Genomic DNA, 15,270 nt, shown 5'->3' on the forward strand with positions numbered 1-15,270 from the left:
TGGAGCCCGATCTGGACGAGGTAGAAGAAGATGAGATAGGTCCCGAACAGGAGGAGGTCCCCCTGCGCGAAGTTGATGACGTCGCTCGCCTTGTAGATGATGACGAAGCCCACCGCGGCGAGCGCGTAGATCATGCCCGTGCCCAGGCCCGCCACGGTGAGTTGCAGGAACTGGTCCACGGCTATTCCGCTCCCTCTGGCCCGTCGAACCGCTCGATCCGCAGATCGTGCTTCACGAGGGCCGTGCGGCCGTCCTGGTAGGCAATCTCCATCTCCACCGTCACCGACTCATCCTCCCCGTACAGCGCCTCGATCAGCGACTCGAAGCGCTCGGCGACGAAGCGGCGCCGCACCTTCCGGGTCCGCGTGAGTTCGGCGTCGTCCGCGTGCAGTTCCTTGTGCAGCAGGAGGAAACGCCGCACGCGGGCCGCCTCGGGCACGTCCCCGTTCACCGACTCGACGTGCGCCCGCACCAGGTCGTAGACCTCGGGCTTCTGTGACAGGTCGGTGAACGTCGTGTAGGCGAGCTGGCGCCGCTCCGCCCACTGGCCCGCGTTTTCGAAGTCGATCGCGATGATCCCGGCCACGTACGGGTGCTCGCCGCCGAACACGACCGCCTCGCTCACGTAGGGGCTGAACTTGAGCAGGTTCTCGATGAACTGGGGCGAGAACGTCGTCCCGTCCGCGAGCGACATCACGTCCTTGAGCCGGTCGACGACGACGAGGTGGCCCTCATCGTCGAAGTAGCCGGCGTCGCCCGAGTGCAGCCAGCCGTCCACGAGCGTCTCGCGCGTCGCCGCCGGGTTCTCGAAGTATCCCTGGAAGACGGCGGGACCGCGGGTCAGGATCTCCCCATCCCCCGCCACCTTCACCTCCATCCCGGGCAGCGGCTCCCCGACCGTCTGGTAGCGGATGTCGCCGTCCCTGTGCAGCACCGAGATCCCGGCCACCTCCGTCTGCCCGTAGATCTGCTTCAGGTTCACGCCCAGCGCGTGGAAGAAGCGGAACACGTCCGGCCCGAGCGCGGCCCCGCCCGTGTAGGCGTCGCGCAGGTGCCGCAGGCCGAGCTGGTTCTTGATCGGGCGCATGGCGACCGCCTCCGCGATCCGGCGCCGGAGCCGCCCCCGGCCGTCGGGCGTCCGCCCCTCGAACGCGTCGTCGGCCGCTTCGCCGCCGACCTTCATGGCCCACGCCTGAATGCGGCGCTTGAGCGGCGTCGTGTCCTCCACCATCACCTGCACCTCGGAGACGAGGTTCTCCCAGATGCGCGGCGGCGAGAACATCACGCGCGGCCCGATCTCGCGCAGATCCTGCCGCACGGTGCCCGGCTCTTCGGGGAAGTTCACCGGGAAGCCGACGAGGACGTGGCGGGAGACGGTCATCATCTGCTCCCCGATCCAGGCGAGGGGGAGGAACGAGACGAACTCGTCCTCCGCCTCCATCGGGTCCACGTTCTGCAACTGTGCCGCCATGCTGAGCAGGTTCGAGTGCGAGAGCACGGCGAGCTTGGGTTGGCTCGTCGTCCCGGAGGTCGTGCACAGGAGCGCGGGATCGTCGTCCCGGACCGCCCCCAAGGCGGCAGTGTACTCGTGCGGCATCGCCTGGTCGCGCTCGCCCCCCCGCCGCTCCACGTCCGGAAACGCGAGCAGCCCGCGCGCCTCGTAGCGGCCCAGTCCGCGCGGATCGTAGTAGATGATGTAATCGAGGCGGGGCAGCGCCTCCCGGATCTCGAGCACCTTGTCGACCTGTTCCTGGTCCTCCGCGATGACGACGCGCGCCCTCGAGGCCGCGAGCAGGTACTCGAGTTCCGTGGCGACCGCGTCCTGGTAGAGGCCGAGGGGCAGCGCGCCGAGCGACTGCGCCGCCAGTTCGCCGATGACCCACTCGGGACGGTTGTCCCCCACGATCGCGATCCGGTCGCCGCGCTCGAGACCGAGTTCGCGGAGCCCCATCGCGAAATGGCGCACGCGCCGCGCGTATTCGGCCCACGTGGTGGTCTGCCAGATCCCGAACTCCTTCTCGCGCATGGCCACGCGCTCGCCATGGTTCGCCGCCTGCAACCGAAGGAGCCCCGGCAGGCTGCCGTCCACGAACCCGATGCTCACGGGGCGCTCACGAGATCGCTCACGGGGCGCTCACGAGGCTGCTCCGGGCGCCGTTTCCCCGTGGCCCAGGTACGCCTCGATCACGCGCGGGTCGGCGCGGATCTCGGCGGGTGGGCCTTCGGCGATGACCTGCCCGAACTCGAGCACGACCACGCGCTCGGAGATGTCCATGATCACGTCCATGTCGTGATCGATGACGACCGGCGTCGCACCCCATTCCTCGTGCACGTCGAGGATGAAGCGCGCCATCGACTCCTTCTCCTCGGAGTTCATGCCGGCCATCGGTTCGTCGAGGAGCAGGATCTCGGGATCGAGCGCCAGGGCACGGCCGAGTTCGACGAGCTTCTGCTGTCCGTAGGGGAGGTTGCCGACGATGGCGTGGCGGACCGGTTCCAGGTTGAGGAAGTCGATCACCTCCTCGACCCGCACCCGGTGCCGGATTTCGCGGCGCCGCTGGAGACCCCAGAAGAGCCCGCCCGAGAGGACCCCGCCCCGCATGTGGACGTGGCGGCCCAGCATGATGTTGTCGAGCGCGGTCATGTGCTTGAAGAGTTCGATGCTCTGGAAGGTGCGCGCGACGCCGAGCCGGGCGATCCGGTGCGGGTGGAGGCGGTGGAGCGCATGCGACCCGCCCTCCCCGTCCCGCAGCGCGATGGTGCCCTCGGTGGGGCGGTAGAGGCCGGAAATGCAGTTGAGCACGCTCGTCTTGCCCGCCCCGTTGGGGCCGATGAGCGCGAGGAGTTCGCCGCCGCGGATGTCGAGGCACACGTTCTCGAGCGCCGTCACGCCTCCGAAGCGGAGGGTGACGCCGTCCAGTTGCACGTTGGCTCGGCCGTCGGACTCGTTCATGTCGGCGCCTGCCGCGGCTCGGGACCGTTCGGGGAACCCCGGGGAAAACGGGAAGTAGTTGACGGGCGGGCCTCCGGCAATCCTTATGAACATATGATGCGTCTCCGACCGCGCTCCGCCCCGATCCTCGCCACCACGCTGGCCACCGTGACGGTCGCCACGCTGGCCGCCGCCGCCGTGACGGGCATGACGGGGCGATCCGACCCGCCGACGGACGCGGTGGCCGCGGAGGCGAGCGCCCGCGACGTGAGCACCGGGGATGTGAGCGCTTCGGCCCTTCGCGAACGCGAGGCCGCGCGCGACTGGCTGCTCGAGCGCGAACCGGGGCTGGCCCAGGCGCGGGCGGAATGGGGCCGGGACTTCTACTTCACGCGCGCCATCTACTCGGGCTCCCGCGGCTGGTGGGGTGGGGGACGGGGACGCGGCACGTGGGCCACGGACTTCCCGAAGGCCGACCGCCAGTTCCTCTTCATCCTCCATCGCCTGCTCGCGATGCTGGACCTGCACGAGTGGGAGAACCCGGTCGCGCTCGACGACCCCGAACTGCGCCGCTTCCCCTTCCTCTACATGCTGGAAGTCGGCTACATTAACCTGTCCGAGCCCGAAATCGAGGGTCTCCGGGGCTACCTCGAGGCGGGCGGATTCCTGGTGGTGGATGACTTCTGGGGCGAGGAGGCGTGGTACAACTTCGAGTACCACATGTCCCGCATCCTGCCCGGCCGCCCGATCGAGCCGATTCCGCTGGATCATCCGATCTTCCACCAGTTCTACGACATCGACGAGATCAAGACGGTGCCGGCCGTCAACAACGCCATGCGCGGGCGCTACGAGGAGTGCTGGGGACCCTGCCCGCCCACGGTCCGCGGGATCTTCAACGACCAGGGCGAGCTGATGGTCGTCATCAACCACAACACGGATCTGGGCGACGCGTGGGAGTGGTCCGAGAACCCGTACTACCCGATCGACCGCTCGACCTACGCCTACGAACTCGCCATCAACTACATCATCTACGGCCTCAGCCACTGATGGGGCCGATCTCCCGGCGGCGGTTCGGGGCGCTCGCCCTCGGCGCCGCGGGAGCGGCGGCCACCCCCTGGCCGCTCCGCGCACTGCGCGGCCAGCGACTTCTCGTGGACGGCGACCGGCTCAACCGCCGCCTCGGCGAACTCGCGCGCTTCAGCAGCGCCGCGGAGGGCACGACGCGGCTCGCCTACAGCGATGAGGACCGGGCGGCCCGCGCCTGGCTCTCGGACATCCTGTCCGACCTCGGCCTCGAAGTGCATGTGGACCGCGCCGCCAACCTGATCGGACGCCGGCGCGGCACGGACCCCTCGCTCGCCCCCATCGTCCTCGGTTCCCACATCGACTCCGTCCCGGCGGGCGGCAGCTACGACGGACAGGTCGGCTCGATCGGCGCGCTCGAAGCGGTGGCCACGCTGGTGGACGCGGGCCGGGAAACCCGCCACCCGCTGGAATTCGTGATCTGGGCCAACGAGGAGGGCGGCAAGACGGGGAGCCGCGCGGTCGCGGGCGAAACCCTGCCCTGGGAAGTCGACATCGTCACCGCGAGCGGGTTTGCGATCGGCGAGGGCACGGAGCGCCTGGGCGGCGACCTCACCGACCTGGCGGCGGCACGACGGGAGGCCGGGAGTCTCGCGGCCTACCTCGAACTGCATATCGAGCAGGGGTTCGTGCTGGATCGGGGCGGGCTCGACATCGGCGTCGTGCAGGGGATCGTGGGCATCCGCCGCTGGTCCGTCACGGTCGACGGTTTCGCCAACCACGCCGGCACCACGCCCATGGACATGCGGCAGGACGCCATGGTAACCGCGGCGCGCATCATCGATGCCGTGCACGTGTCCGCGCGGGAACTGCCCGGGCGGCACGTGGCCACCGTCGGCCGCCTGACCGCCGAGCCCGGCGCGCCGAACGTCATCCCGGGGCGGGTGACCTTCAGCCTCGAGATCCGCGACCTCGCGATGACGGGCATCGACGCCGTCTTCCAGGCGATCCGGGGGCGCGCCGAGGAGATCGCCGCGGCGGACGGCACGACGGTCACCATCGAGCAGTTCTACGAGAGTCGCGCGGCGCCGACCGATCCGCGCCTCCGGGACATCATCGAAGCGGAGGCGCTCGACCTCGGCCTCACGGCGCTCCGCATGCCGAGCGGCGCGGGCCACGACGCGCAGAGCGTCGCCCTGCTGGGGCCGGTGGGGATGATCTTCGTGCCGAGCCGCAACGGCATCAGCCACTCGCCGCTCGAGTTCACGGAGCCGGATCAGATCACGGCGGGGGCGAACGTGCTGCTCGGCGCCCTCCTCGCGATCGACGCGCGCGGCCTCTGAGTCCCGGCCGCGCGCGAACCTTCCGCGGCCGGTGGGCAGCCGGCCGTCAGTTGCCGATCACGTCCTTCGAGATGCGCATGGCGACGAGCATGTTCGGCACGTCCACGACCTCGGCGATCTTCAGGTCCCCCGCCATCGAGGCCAACTGGTAGGCTTCCTGCCGGGACAGCTCCTGCGAACGCACCAGGTAGTCGATCATCGCCTCGACGGCGTTCCGCGCCGCCTCGTCGATCGTCGGCGCGAAGCCGGTCACGGCGTAGAACTCGTCGGTCTCGTAGTGGGGCGACGGGATGGGTCCGATGCCCTTGACGACCTCCACTTGGTAGACGACGCGCAGCGGCCCCTCGATCGCCGTGCCGCCCACCTCGCCGTCCCCCTGCGCGATGTGGGGGTCGCCCATCGAGAAGAGCGCGCCTTCCACGAGTACCGGGAAGTACACCGTCGTGCCCTCGACCAGGTCGCGGTCGTCCATGTTGCCGCCGTTCTGGCGGGGCGGGATCGTGACCAGCATCGAATCGGTGTCCGGCGCCACGCCCATCACGCCGGGGAAGGGCCGCAGCGGAATCCGGATCCCCGGCGCGTATTCGACGCTGGTGTCCCCCGGTTCGAACTCGAAGGTCCTCAGATACGGTTCGGGAAAGCGGTCGGCGAGGAACCCGAATCCCGGGACGTTCGCGACCCAGCCCCAGTCGCCGAGTTCGATCTCGTGCAGCGTGACGGCGAGGAGGTCGCCCGGCTCGGCGCCCTCGACGTACACCGGCCCGGTCAGGGGGTGGATGGGATCGAAGCTCAGCGTGACGAGATCCTCGAAGGTGGACTCCGGAGTCAGTTGCCCGTCCGACGCCTCCTCGAGATACGCCTCGATGACGGCGCCGGACTCCACGGTCAGGATCGGCGGAATCGTCCGGCTCCAGCGGTTGTGCGTCTGGTCCGCCGTCAGCGTGTGCTGCGGCTCCGGCGTGGCCGGGCCTCCTCCTTCCCCGGCCGGAGCCATCTCCGCCGAGTCGGCCCCGCCGTCGGGCGCGCAGCCCAGCGCGAGGACGAGCGAGACGAGCGGAACCCCGGCGGAGACCCTGCCGGAGACCCTCCCGGCCGACATCACTCCTCGTTCGCGACCGTGAAGTGGAGGGTGTCCACGACCGGCGGATCGAGCGGGATGTGCGCGGGGTTGGCCACCACGGCGATGAGGCGGTGCTCTCCTGGCGCGAGTCCCTCCAGCATGTACTCGGTGCTCCCATCCCCCATGTGGATGATCTGGGGGTCGTTCTGCGGGATCAGGTCGGAGAGCGGCGTGAGGTCCACGTCGACGTACAGGTGATGGTGCCCGGTGCCGACGACCGGTGGTGTGATGGAGACGATCTCGATCCCGTCCGTCTCCATGACGACCATGACGTCCGGGCCCACCGTCGCGCCTTCCTCCGGCTGCGTGATGCGGACGGTGACGGCGGGCTCGGCGGGCATCTCTTCGGCCGGTTCCGCGGCTATCTGGACGTCCTCGGCTTGTTCTCCTCCCCCGCAGGCGATGGCGAACGAGAGCGGGGCGACGAAGGCAACAGGGATCCATCTCGGGCGCGGGAAACGCATGAAACCTCCTGGACGAACGATCCGTCGATGCGACACGGCTCTGGGACTCGCAGATTAGGGAAACGGACCCGCGCGCGCGAGACGCGCGGCTCGCTGCCGCGGCGGAAACACCGCATACAACGTTTCCGCCCATCGCATGTTCTCAAACACAGAGCAGGAGTTCACCCATGAATCCACGCCACGCATGAAACCACGCGCAACCGTCCTGGCGCTGAGCCTCCTCCTCGCGCCCCCGGGTCCGACCGCGGCGCAGGAGACCCTGGCGCCGCCCCTTCCCGGCCCCCTCCCCATCGGAGCGGCGTGTGTCGTGCCGGATTCGATCGGGGAAGGGCTCCGCCGCATCGCGCGGCGGGTCGGGGATGCCGTCGGCGTCTCCGCGCTGCACGTCGAGTCGGGCGCCCGGATCTCGTTCAACGGAGACCGGCCCTACCCGATGGCGAGCGTATCGAAGGTCCCGATGGCGCTCGAGTTCCTGCGGCGCGTGGACCTCGGCGAGATCGATCCTTCCGAGACGGTCGTGGTGACGGTGGAGGAGTTTCGCGCGGGACACAGTCCGCTCGCGGACTGGTCGGGGGCGCGATCCGTACGCGTCACGGTCGACAGTCTCTTCTCGCTCATGCTCGCCCAGTCGGACAACACGGCCACGGACGTGATCCTCAACATGTCGGGCGGGCCCGAGGCCGCCACGCGCCACCTTCGCCGGCTGGACATCGAGGGCGTGCGCGTCGACCGCTCCGAAGCCCGCACCTTCGCGGATCTGGTCGGCCTCCCGGACACGATCCCGGAGAGCGAACTGTATCGCTACCGGTATTTCCGGCTGCGCGATGCCCTGCCCGACGCGCACCGCCAGGCAGCGCGCGAGCGCTACGGCACGGACCCGCGGGACACGGCCACGCCGGACGGGATGACGGACCTCCTGCTCGCGATCCACGAAGGCAAGGGACTCACCCCCGAGTCGCGCGCCTGGATCCTCGACGTCTTGAACCGGTCACGATCCGGACGCGGGCGGATGCGGGGCCGGCTGCCGCCATCGACCTTCGTCGCGCACAAGACGGGAACGATGGGCGGCGCCATCAACGACGTGGGGATCGTCGCGCTGCCGGATGGCGCGGGGCACCTCATCGTCTCGGTGTTCGTGAACACGCTTCGGCGCCCGACGTGGCGACGGGAACGCACCATCGCCGAGATGACGCGTCTTCTGTACGACTACTTCGGGGAGGAATTCCGGGAGCGGGGCGCCGCGGTCGGACTCGCGAGACGCTTTGGCGCCCCCTGCGTTCCTGGACAGCCCGCGGCAATAGCCCCTGGCTAGCAGCCCGTGGCAAAACCCCGCTGCGTTCGAGCGGCGAATGCATCTCGCCTGAATCGCTACGCTCTGCGTCCCTCCTCAGTCAAATAGCGCTGCTATTCTCCCTCGTCGCTCCTTGTCAGGCGAGCGCCTCACCACTCTCGGCGCTGACACAGGGTTTTGCCACGGGCTGCTAGGAACTCCGGTTGCCGTTGGCGAAGATCCGGTACAACGCCGCCCAGCCCACGGCGATATAGACGAGCCGGGCGAGGGGGCCGAAGGCCGCAGCCACGAAGTTGAAGCCGATGAGGCCGATCAATCCCCAGTTGAGGGCGCCGGCCAGCAGCAGCGCGTTCGCCACTCTGTTGCAACTCTTCCCGTTCATGTATTTCTCCCGACTGAACCTGGCTGCGGGTCCGCGCGCGGGGCGCGGAACCCTTCCGGTGACCCGACATGGTACGAACACATAGTACGCACGAAGGTCGATCGGGTTTCGCAAGGCCCGAACGCGCTCGGACAGGGGCCGCAGCGCCGAGATGATGGGGAGATGATCATTTGAGACGTCGCGCGTTCGTTGCCGCCCTTCCGGGCCTGCTCGCCGTGGCGGCCTGCGGAGACGGCGCCGGGCCCGGGGCACCACCGCCCGAGCCCCCACCCCCCCCACCACCACCACCGGCGGGCCCCGTGCCGGGGGCGAACGTGACGGTGAACATCGAGGACAACGCCTTCGTCGACCCGGCGGGGCGCCGCAACGGCGACGCCGAGGTGACGATCCGGAGCGGCGAGACGGTGGGCTGGCGGCACGTCGGCGCGAACCCGCACACGGTGACGTCGACGGACGTTCCCTCCGGCGCGCGGGCCTTCGACAGCCGCACCATGAGCAACAACGACACCTTCACCGTCACGCCGAGCGTGGCGGGCACGTACGTGTACTACTGCGCCACGCACCCCAGCATCATGGTGGGAGCCCGCATCATCGTCACCTGACCCCCGATTCAACCCTGCCCGAGACGCGGGTGTCGTCTATCTGAACCTCCCTTGAACCTGGTCGAGAGCAGACGACCACTACCCGGCCGCGAGCAGCCGGCCACCACCCGGGATCGACGCGGATACAGCGGACACCGATGACACGCGCACGTCACCTCCGGCGGCTTTCGGGGCCGGGGCTCGCCCTCGCCCTGCTTCTTCCCTGCGGAGTTCACGAAGTCGCCGCCCAGGACGGCGATGGCTCCGTCATACAGGCGACGCGGCTGACGGCCGAGGAGCGCATCGATCTCGACGGCCGCGTCGAGGAGTCGGTCTGGGGCCGCATCGAGGCGATCGGCGACTTCCGGCAGCGCGAACCCGTCGAGGGCGGCGTCCCGTCGCACCCCACCGAAGTCCGGGTCGCCTACGACCGCGACAACCTCTACATCGCGGCCATCCTCTTCGACGAGCCCGACGAGATCCTCGCCCGGCAGCGCGCGCGCGACGCGTTCCTGTTCACGGACGACCGGTTCGCCTGGGTGCTCGACACGTTCGGGGACGGCCGCACCGGCTATCACTTCGAGACCAACGCGGCCGGCGCCCTCAGCGACGGACTCATCACGGGCACCGGCGGCGGAGGGCCGGGCGGCGGCGGGTTCGGCGGCGTGAACCGCTCGTGGGACGGCATCTGGGAAGTGCGCACCGCGCGCCGTCCCGACGGGTGGTCCGCGGAGATCCGGATCCCCTTCCGCACCCTGAACTTCGTCCCGGACGGCGGGAGCTGGGGCATCAACTTCCTGCGCTCGATCCGGCGCAACAACGAGGAGATCCTGTGGCGCGGCTACGGGCGGAACGAGGGCCTGAACCGCCTCGTGTTCGCCGGCGAGTTGCAAGGACTCGAGGGTCTCTCGCAGGGCATCGGCCTGGAGGCGGTGGCGTCGGGAATCGGCAGTTGGCGCAACACCCCCGACAACGCGGACCCGACGACGTTCCCGCGCGACGTGAGCCTCGACCTCAACTACAGCGTGACGCCGAGTCTCCGCGCCTCCTTCAGCGTCAACACGGACTTCGCCGAGGTGGAGAGCGACCAGCGCCGCGTCAACCTCACGCGCTTTCCGCTGCGCTTCCCCGAGCGGCGCGACTTCTTTCTCGAGGGTTCGAGCGTATTCACGTTCGCCCCCCGTAGCGGCCCGCAACCCTTCTTCTCACGACGGATCGGGATCGAGCGCGGCCAGCAGGTCCCCATCGACTACGGGCTCCGCCTCACGGGCCAGCTGAACGGCGTCGACCTCGGCTTCTACCAGATGGGCACGGGCGCCCACTCGTACGCCCCTGAGGCTGCCCTCGCCAACGGGGCCGAACCGGCACCCGCAGACCTGATACGGTTCGCGAGGGAGGCCTTCACGGTGGCGCGAGCCCGGGTCCCCATCTTCGAGCAGTCGGCCATCGGCGCCATCTACACGCGGCGGAGCACGGCGGCCGACGCGGACGGCTTCCTGCCGGCGGACCGGCACACGCTCGGCGCGGACCTCGACTATCGGACCAACAGCCTGTTCGGGAACCAGAATTTCGAGGCCGAGGCGTTCATGGTCTGGAACTCGAACCCGGACCCGGCGGTGTCGCGGAGCTTCCAGGATCTCTCCGCGTGGGGAGCCCGGATCAACCTCCCCAACGATCTCTGGTCCGGACATGTCTCCTACCGGGAATTCGGCGACGACTACAGCCCGGCGGTGGGGTTCGTGGCCCGGAACGACTTCCGCCGCGTGGAGCCGCGGATCGGCTGGTCTCCCCGCCCCGCCATCGACTGGATCCGGCAGGTGGAGGTCTCGGTCCAGTTGAGGAATCTGTGGGAGTTGGGGTCGATGATCCTCGAGGAGCAGGAACTCCAGTTGAACTTCATCGACATCGACTTCGAGAGCGGGGACAACCTGAGCTTCGAGGCGGTGCGGACGTACGAGTTCCTCGACCGGCAGTTCCAAATCAGCGACGGCATCGACATCGTGCCGGGCGACTACACGACCTGGGACTACCGACTCCGCGGGCGGACGACGAGCCGCCGTCCCGTTTCCGTCCGGGGCGGGGCCAACATCGGCGGCTTCTGGAATGGCGACCGAGTGCGGGTCGACCTGAACGCCAACTTCCGGCCGAACCCCGGGATCAACCTGCAGACGGGCTACGAGCGCAACGCCGTCTACCTGCCGCAGGGGGACTTCGTCACGAACCTCTATCGCCTCGAGGGTTCATGGGACCCGACGCCGTGGATCGGCGTGACGAACCAGTTCCAGTACGACGATGTGAGTCGCGTGCTGGGCCTGTTCATGCGCTTCCGCTGGATCCTGAAGCCGGGCAACGATCTCTTCCTCGTCTACACCCACAACTGGCGGAACCTGGAGTCCGGGCTGCTCGACGCGCCCGACGATGCGGATCCGATGAGGTGGATGGACCTGAGGACCCTCTCGCGCGGCGCCTCGATCAAGCTGAACTACACCTACCGCTTCTAGCGCGGCCCTTCGCACCCTTCGGTCAGTCCCCCTTCGGTCAGCGCCCGAACGCCTCGAAGAAGACGAGTTCGTGGCGCATGGCCTCGGCATAGGCCTCCGCCGCCCGCTCCGGCATGTCCGCGGCCAGGTCGTCGAGCAACGCCTCGAGTTCCGCGGCGAGCCCCTCGAAGTCCGGCGATGCGTACGTCTCGATCCAGTCGCGATAAGGGTTCTCCGCGTGATCTCCCGCTTCGAGGCGCTGCCCGAGCCAGGCGTAGAGCCGCATGCAGGGGGTCATGGCGGCGAGAATCTCGCCCGCTTCGGCGTGCCAGGCCGCGCGGGCGAGGAAATCCGTGTAGCCCTTCGCGGCGGCGTTCGGCACGACGTCGTCGAGATCGATGTCGAGTCGCTCGGCGTACGCGCGGTGAAGCTCGAGTTCGTCGAGCACGCCCTGCATCAGGACGTGCAGCCGGCGCGCGACTTCCATCCGGTCGGCCGTGCGCGCCGCGGCCAGCGCGTAGGCGCTGAAGAAGGCCCGCAGGAAGAAGGCGTCCTGGGCCACGTACCGCCGGAACGCCTCCGGATCGAGCGTCCCATCGGCGAGGCCGCGCACGAACGGAGAGCGGAGGCAGGCGTCGGCAAGGCCGGCGTTGCCGGCCCACAGCACTCGGTGCAGCGGTTCCGTCATGCGTCTCGGAGTCCTGGACACCACTCTGCTAGCTGAACAACGTGCCCACGGCTTCGGGGGGCGCGTGGAAGTGGAAGCGGGGGATCGGGGCGCGGAAGACGGAGCCATCACGGCGGCGGAAGTGGAAAAACCCCTCCATGTGGCCCGTCGGACCCCGCAGGATGCAGAAGCTGTTGTACCGGTGCGAATCCCCCGGTCCCAGCACCGGAGACTGCCCGACGACGCCCTCTCCCTCGACCTCGTGGTCGCCCGCCACGAGATCGTGGATCAGCCAGTGGCGCCAGAAGAGTTGCGCCGTCTCGGTTCCTACATTCTCGATCGTGATGTGGTAGACGAAGACGTAGCGCCAGGCCGCCGGATCCGAATGTTCCGCCGCGTACTCCGGCCGCACGTGGATGGCCATCGCCTCCGGGACGATGGGGGGAGCGCCGGCATCGGGGGTGGTCTCGTGAGGGGCCATTCGAGCAGAGGATACGCCGTCACCGTTGCGCGGGCCACGCCTCGCGCCGCAGAGTATCAGTGCATCGTTTTGTTCGGGCCGCACTCCCGGTTCGCGGACGACGGCCGGGCGACAGGGACTTGAGGGAGCATGGAGGAAGCGATGGATTCCCAGCACACGTTCTCACGCCGGCACTTCGTGGGCGGCGCCGCGGCCCTGGGCGTTGCGGGCCTGACCCCGACGGCGGTCATCGGCGCCGGACTGAGACCTCCCCCGAAGGGCGTCGAGCCGCTCGACCCCTACGACGACCTCGCCAAGCTCTCCTCCAACGAGAACCCGTACGGGCCCTCGGAGAAGATGCTGGAGGCGATGAAGGGGGCCTGGAAGTACTCGAACCGGTACGGCTATCCCGACGGCGACATCCTTGAGAAGATCGCGGAGTCGCACGGGGTCCCCACCGATCACGTGATGATCAACGCGGGCTCCGGCGAGACGCTGCGCGTGGCGGGCCTCGCCTTCCTGCGCCACGAGGAGAAGGTCGTCGGCGTTTCGCCCACGTACCTGACCGTCTACCGGACCGCCTCGGGGATCGACGCGGATGTGATCGAGCGCCCGCTCCTGCCCGACTACACGCAGGACATCGATGACCTCATCGAGGTCACGAACCGCAACTATCGCGATGTGGGCATGGTCTACATCTGCAATCCCAACAATCCCACCGGCGTCATCGTGCCGGGGGACGACATCCGTCGCCTGCTGGACGGGATTCCGGAAGACGTCCCCGTCCTCATCGACGAGGCGTACCACCACTTCATCGAGGACCCGCGCTACGAGACGGCCGTCCCCTACATCAAGGAAGGCCGCAAGGTGCTCGTGACGCGTACCTTCTCGAAGATCTACGGGCTGGCGGGCATGCGCCTCGGCTACGGGATCGCGCCGCCCGACATGATCGACCAGATGCGGGACTACGCGACGGGCAGCGTGAACGCGCTCGTGAAGTGGGGCGGCGTCGCTGCGCTCGAGGACAAGGAGTACGAAGCCTGGGTCAAGGACACCTCGAACACGCTCCGGGACCAGACGGCCGACGTCCTCAGGGGCCAGGGTTTCGACGTGCTCCCGTCGGAGACGAACTTCTTCATGGTCCGCACGGGACGGCCGACGTCCGAGGTCAGGGCGGAGTTCCGCAAGCACGAGGTGGCCGTGGGCCGCGACTTCCCGCCCATGCTCGACTGGCTGCGGGTCTCGGTGGGGACGGAAGACGAGATGAACCGCTTCCTGACGGCGTGGAACGAGATCTTCCCGGACGGCATGACGGCCGCCGACAGCAACAGCAGCCGGTAGGCGTTTCGAACCAGCCGGAAGCCACAGCGAAACGGGGGGTGCGACCGCACGGTCGGCCCCCCGTCGGCTATGCGACGACTAAAGGCGGACCGTGACGAGCGAACACCCTCTCCTCCCGGGAGCAAGCACTAAGCCGAAAGACCGGGAGGCGTGCGCCCACGACTTCGGACGGATGTCCCGGCGCGTGCCGGAAGCGGTGGTGAAGCCGCGGAGCGCGGAGGCGGTGGCAAGCCTCGTACGCCGCGCCGCCGCAGGCGGGGTCCAGCTGGCGATTCGGGGCGGAGGACACTCGCAGGGGGGACAGACTCTGACGGACCGCGGCGTCGTCCTCGACACGACCCATCTGGATCAAGTTCAACCCGCGGGGCCCGAGTTGGTGCGCGCTCAGGGGGGAGCGCCGTGGGGCAAGGTCGTGGACGCGCTGCGCGGCGCGCGGCGGCTGCCGTGCGTTCTCCCGGACATCGGCGAGGTGACGGTGGGCGGAACGCTCTCGGCCGGCGGATTCGGCACTACGTCGCATCGCTACGGGGCGCAGGTTGGGCAGGTCGAACAGCTCGACGTGGTGACCGGCACCGGCGAGCGGGTGCGGTGCTCCGCCACCCGGAACGTGGAACTCTTCGATGCCGTGAGGAGCGGGCAGGGACAGTTCGGCATCATTACCGAGGCGTGGATCCGGCTCCGCCCGGCGGGACGACGGTTCCGGCAGTACGAACTCCACTACCGCGATGCCGAGCGGTTCGCCGACGCACTCGAGCGGATCGTGGAGGCGGACCGCTTCGACCACCTGCGGGCGGAGTTCCGGAACGACGAGAACCTCATCGTTCTCAACGCCGGCATCGAGTACGACGAGGAGCCCGACGACGGGAGACTGCTCGCCGAGTTGGGACACGACAAACACGCATATACGAGGGACACCGCCAGCGTCGGGCGCGCCGCAATGTATCCGCCGTGGTGTTTCAGCCGGCTGCATTATCACCCGTGGCGGGACTGGATCCTGCCCTGGGGGACGCTGGGGACGCTGCTTGCCGAGCCGTGGCTGGAGTCGCTCGGGGTGCCGCGCAGACCCTGGAGTTGGACCGGCCTCTATCCGATCGGAAGAGAGGCGATCGACGCCCCGCTATTCATGCGTCCGCGAGGGGAACGGGCGATCTCGTATTCGATCCTCGCCAGACTGGGGGAATTACAC

Annotated in this window: 14 protein-coding genes; 7 read left to right on the forward strand and 7 right to left on the reverse strand. The window is 68.9% G+C overall.

Annotated elements, in window-relative coordinates:
• Nucleotides 1-181 precede the first annotated feature (181 nt).
• Both OXN85_03585 and OXN85_03590 read right to left on the reverse strand, forming a co-directional pair.
• Complete coding sequence (locus OXN85_03585; GenBank protein MCY3599043.1) at nt 182-2,098, reverse strand: AMP-binding protein; 1,917 nt, start codon at nt 2,096-2,098, stop codon at nt 182-184.
• 36 nt (nt 2,099-2,134) lie between these two features.
• Nucleotides 2,135-2,953 carry an ABC transporter ATP-binding protein gene (locus OXN85_03590; protein MCY3599044.1) on the reverse strand — a complete coding sequence of 273 codons (819 nt, stop codon included), beginning with the start codon at nt 2,951-2,953 and terminating at the stop codon, nt 2,135-2,137.
• A gap of 93 nt (nt 2,954-3,046) precedes the next feature.
• Here OXN85_03590 and OXN85_03595 point away from each other — a divergent pair, with 93 nt between their 5' ends.
• Both OXN85_03595 and OXN85_03600 read left to right on the forward strand, forming a co-directional pair.
• Nucleotides 3,047-3,979 carry a DUF4159 domain-containing protein gene (locus OXN85_03595; protein ID MCY3599045.1) on the forward strand — a complete coding sequence of 311 codons (933 nt, stop codon included), beginning with the start codon at nt 3,047-3,049 and terminating at the stop codon, nt 3,977-3,979.
• The gene (locus OXN85_03600; protein MCY3599046.1) at nt 3,979-5,298 is read left to right on the forward strand and encodes a Zn-dependent hydrolase; all 1,320 of its coding nucleotides are present in this window, start codon (nt 3,979-3,981) and stop codon (nt 5,296-5,298) included. The genes OXN85_03595 and OXN85_03600 overlap by 1 nt, the downstream gene beginning before the upstream one ends.
• 46 nt (nt 5,299-5,344) lie before the next feature.
• Here OXN85_03600 and OXN85_03605 read toward each other — a convergent pair whose 3' ends face one another.
• On the reverse strand, nt 5,345-6,397 hold the full coding sequence (locus tag OXN85_03605; GenBank protein ID MCY3599047.1) for an acetamidase/formamidase family protein: 1,053 nt from the start codon (nt 6,395-6,397) through the stop codon (nt 5,345-5,347).
• Complete coding sequence (locus tag OXN85_03610) at nt 6,397-6,882, reverse strand: DUF4399 domain-containing protein (protein MCY3599048.1); 486 nt, start codon at nt 6,880-6,882, stop codon at nt 6,397-6,399. Before OXN85_03610 ends, OXN85_03605 begins: the two co-directional genes overlap by 1 nt.
• 184 nt (nt 6,883-7,066) lie before the next feature.
• Between OXN85_03610 and OXN85_03615 the strand changes: the two genes are divergently transcribed.
• The gene (locus OXN85_03615) at nt 7,067-8,194 is read left to right on the forward strand and encodes a class A beta-lactamase-related serine hydrolase (protein ID MCY3599049.1); all 1,128 of its coding nucleotides are present in this window, start codon (nt 7,067-7,069) and stop codon (nt 8,192-8,194) included.
• A 169-nt stretch (nt 8,195-8,363) separates the two neighbouring features.
• On the opposite strand, the gene OXN85_03620 is transcribed toward OXN85_03615, so the two are convergent.
• A complete protein-coding gene (locus tag OXN85_03620) occupies nt 8,364-8,555 on the reverse strand; it encodes a DUF378 domain-containing protein (GenBank protein ID MCY3599050.1) in 192 nt (63 codons plus the stop codon).
• Nucleotides 8,556-8,725: 170 nt separating this feature from the next.
• On the opposite strand from OXN85_03620, the gene OXN85_03625 reads away from it, so the two are divergent.
• Together OXN85_03625 and OXN85_03630 are read left to right on the forward strand one after the other, a co-directional pair.
• A complete protein-coding gene (locus OXN85_03625; protein MCY3599051.1) occupies nt 8,726-9,157 on the forward strand; it encodes a plastocyanin/azurin family copper-binding protein in 432 nt (143 codons plus the stop codon).
• A 137-nt stretch (nt 9,158-9,294) separates the two neighbouring features.
• Nucleotides 9,295-11,637 (forward strand): DUF5916 domain-containing protein, encoded by a 2,343-nt coding sequence (locus OXN85_03630; protein MCY3599052.1) that lies wholly within the window; start codon nt 9,295-9,297, stop codon nt 11,635-11,637.
• Between the two features lie 37 nt (nt 11,638-11,674).
• Here the strand turns inward: OXN85_03630 and OXN85_03635 are convergent, their stop codons facing one another.
• Together OXN85_03635 and apaG are read right to left on the reverse strand one after the other, a co-directional pair.
• A complete protein-coding gene (locus OXN85_03635; GenBank protein ID MCY3599053.1) occupies nt 11,675-12,304 on the reverse strand; it encodes a TenA family protein in 630 nt (209 codons plus the stop codon).
• A 28-nt stretch (nt 12,305-12,332) separates the two neighbouring features.
• Nucleotides 12,333-12,764, reverse strand: a complete 432-nt coding sequence (gene apaG / locus OXN85_03640; GenBank protein ID MCY3599054.1) for a Co2+/Mg2+ efflux protein ApaG — start codon at nt 12,762-12,764, stop codon at nt 12,333-12,335.
• 141 nt (nt 12,765-12,905) lie between these two features.
• Between apaG and OXN85_03645 the strand changes: the two genes are divergently transcribed.
• Together OXN85_03645 and OXN85_03650 are read left to right on the forward strand one after the other, a co-directional pair.
• Nucleotides 12,906-14,084, forward strand: a complete 1,179-nt coding sequence (locus OXN85_03645; GenBank protein MCY3599055.1) for an aminotransferase class I/II-fold pyridoxal phosphate-dependent enzyme — start codon at nt 12,906-12,908, stop codon at nt 14,082-14,084.
• Nucleotides 14,085-14,268: 184 nt separating this feature from the next.
• Nucleotides 14,269-15,270, forward strand: a 1,002-nt coding sequence (locus OXN85_03650) for an FAD-binding protein (protein ID MCY3599056.1), incomplete at its 3' end; no start/stop codon positions are given.

This window comes from Candidatus Palauibacter australiensis (assembly GCA_026705295.1).
GTDB lineage: Bacteria > Gemmatimonadota > Gemmatimonadetes > Palauibacterales > Palauibacteraceae > Palauibacter > Palauibacter australiensis.

What these genes read in the sequence shown, in the direction of transcription:
- OXN85_03590 (MCY3599044.1), bottom strand. Translation starts at nt 2,953, where the DNA reads ATGAACGAGTCCGACGGCCGAGCCAACGTGCAACTGGACGGCGTCACC.
- OXN85_03595 (MCY3599045.1), top strand. Translation starts at nt 3,047, where the DNA reads ATGATGCGTCTCCGACCGCGCTCCGCCCCGATCCTCGCCACCACGCTG.
- OXN85_03600 (MCY3599046.1), top strand. Translation starts at nt 3,979, where the DNA reads ATGGGGCCGATCTCCCGGCGGCGGTTCGGGGCGCTCGCCCTCGGCGCC.
- OXN85_03605 (MCY3599047.1), bottom strand. Translation starts at nt 6,397, where the DNA reads ATGTCGGCCGGGAGGGTCTCCGGCAGGGTCTCCGCCGGGGTTCCGCTC.
- OXN85_03610 (MCY3599048.1), bottom strand. Translation starts at nt 6,882, where the DNA reads ATGCGTTTCCCGCGCCCGAGATGGATCCCTGTTGCCTTCGTCGCCCCG.
- OXN85_03615 (MCY3599049.1), top strand. Translation starts at nt 7,067, where the DNA reads ATGAAACCACGCGCAACCGTCCTGGCGCTGAGCCTCCTCCTCGCGCCC.
- OXN85_03620 (MCY3599050.1), bottom strand. Translation starts at nt 8,555, where the DNA reads ATGAACGGGAAGAGTTGCAACAGAGTGGCGAACGCGCTGCTGCTGGCC.
- OXN85_03630 (MCY3599052.1), top strand. Translation starts at nt 9,295, where the DNA reads ATGACACGCGCACGTCACCTCCGGCGGCTTTCGGGGCCGGGGCTCGCC.
- OXN85_03635 (MCY3599053.1), bottom strand. Translation starts at nt 12,304, where the DNA reads ATGACGGAACCGCTGCACCGAGTGCTGTGGGCCGGCAACGCCGGCCTT.
- apaG (MCY3599054.1), bottom strand. Translation starts at nt 12,764, where the DNA reads ATGGCCCCTCACGAGACCACCCCCGATGCCGGCGCTCCCCCCATCGTC.
- OXN85_03645 (MCY3599055.1), top strand. Translation starts at nt 12,906, where the DNA reads ATGGATTCCCAGCACACGTTCTCACGCCGGCACTTCGTGGGCGGCGCC.